Origin of the sequence: Nonomuraea sp. NPDC050540, assembly GCF_044457485.1 — a bacterium.
Taxonomy (GTDB): domain Bacteria; phylum Actinomycetota; class Actinomycetes; order Streptosporangiales; family Streptosporangiaceae; genus Nonomuraea.
The window spans coordinates 1-1,877 of the sequence record NZ_JBITHA010000052.1 but is presented as its reverse complement, the minus strand read 5'-3'; the positions used below and the strand labels follow the sequence as shown (position 1 = coordinate 1,877).

Below are 1,877 nucleotides of genomic sequence, written 5' to 3'. Positions count from 1 at the left end.
ACGCGTCCGTTTCTTGAGAACTCAACAGTGTGTTAAAAGCCAGTGCATGAAGTATTTCATGCAACACCTCGTCTGGAATATGATGAGTTTTTGCTAGTTTCAAACATCTTATGGAGAGTTTGATCCTGGCTCAGGACGAACGCTGGCGGCGTGCTTAACACATGCAAGTCGAGCGGAAAGGCCCTTCGGGGTACTCGAGCGGCGAACGGGTGAGTAACACGTGAGCAACCTGCCCCTGACTCTGGGATAAGCCCGGGAAACTGGGTCTAATACCGGATACGACCGCCCCCGGCATCGGGTGGTGGTGGAAAGTTTTTCGGTTGGGGATGGGCTCGCGGCCTATCAGCTTGTTGGTGGGGTAGTGGCCTACCAAGGCGACGACGGGTAGCCGGCCTGAGAGGGCGACCGGCCACACTGGGACTGAGACACGGCCCAGACTCCTACGGGAGGCAGCAGTGGGGAATATTGCGCAATGGGCGAAAGCCTGACGCAGCGACGCCGCGTGGGGGATGACGGCCTTCGGGTTGTAAACCTCTTTCAGCAGGGACGAAGTTGACGTGTACCTGCAGAAGAAGCGCCGGCTAACTACGTGCCAGCAGCCGCGGTAATACGTAGGGCGCAAGCGTTGTCCGGAATTATTGGGCGTAAAGAGCTCGTAGGTGGCTGGTCGCGTCTGCCGTGAAAGCCCGCAGCTTAACTGCGGGTCTGCGGTGGATACGGGCCGGCTAGAGGTAGGTAGGGGCAAGTGGAATTCCTGGTGTAGCGGTGAAATGCGCAGATATCAGGAGGAACACCGGTGGCGAAGGCGGCTTGCTGGGCCTTACCTGACGCTGAGGAGCGAAAGCGTGGGGAGCGAACAGGATTAGATACCCTGGTAGTCCACGCTGTAAACGTTGGGCGCTAGGTGTGGGGATCTTCCACGATCTCCGTGCCGGAGCTAACGCATTAAGCGCCCCGCCTGGGGAGTACGGCCGCAAGGCTAAAACTCAAAGGAATTGACGGGGGCCCGCACAAGCGGCGGAGCATGTTGCTTAATTCGACGCAACGCGAAGAACCTTACCAAGGCTTGACATCGCCCGGAAAGCTGCAGAGATGTGGCCCTCTTCGGATCGGGTGACAGGTGGTGCATGGCTGTCGTCAGCTCGTGTCGTGAGATGTTGGGTTAAGTCCCGCAACGAGCGCAACCCTTGCTCCATGTTGCCAGCACGCCTCTTCGGAGGTGGTGGGGACTCATGGGGGACTGCCGGGGTCAACTCGGAGGAAGGTGGGGATGACGTCAAGTCATCATGCCCCTTATGTCTTGGGCTGCAAACATGCTACAATGGCCGGTACAGAGGGCTGCTAAACCGCAAGGTGGAGCGAATCCCTAAAAGCCGGTCTCAGTTCGGATTGGGGTCTGCAACTCGACCCCATGAAGTCGGAGTCGCTAGTAATCGCAGATCAGCAACGCTGCGGTGAATACGTTCCCGGGCCTTGTACACACCGCCCGTCACGTCACGAAAGTCGGCAACACCCGAAGCCCGTGGCCCAACCACCTCGTGTGGGGGGAGCGGTCGAAGGTGGGGCTGGCGATTGGGACGAAGTCGTAACAAGGTAGCCGTACCGGAAGGTGCGGCTGGATCACCTCCTTTCTAAGGAGCATCTTCCATCGCTTCACCACCGCACGTGTGGTGGCGTGGACAGCTCACTAGTGGAGCACTGGCTACTCGGATCAGCGTGACCGCTGCCCGGCAAGTACCGCCCTCCCCTGCGGAGGGAGTGGGAACGACGGAGCCAGGGGTTGCGAGGGTTCGGACACACTGTTGGGTCCTGAGGAAACGGACCGAGGATCTTGGTAGGCCACCCGCTGCGGGTTCGCATGGTGGCCTGATCCTTGT

Annotated in this window: 1 rRNA gene; it reads left to right on the top strand. The window is 59.4% G+C overall.

The window, feature by feature from the left end:
• The first annotated feature begins 107 nt into the window (after window positions 1-107).
• Window positions 108-1,631 (top strand): 16S ribosomal RNA (locus tag ACIBI5_RS54255).
• Window positions 1,632-1,877 lie beyond the last annotated feature (246 nt).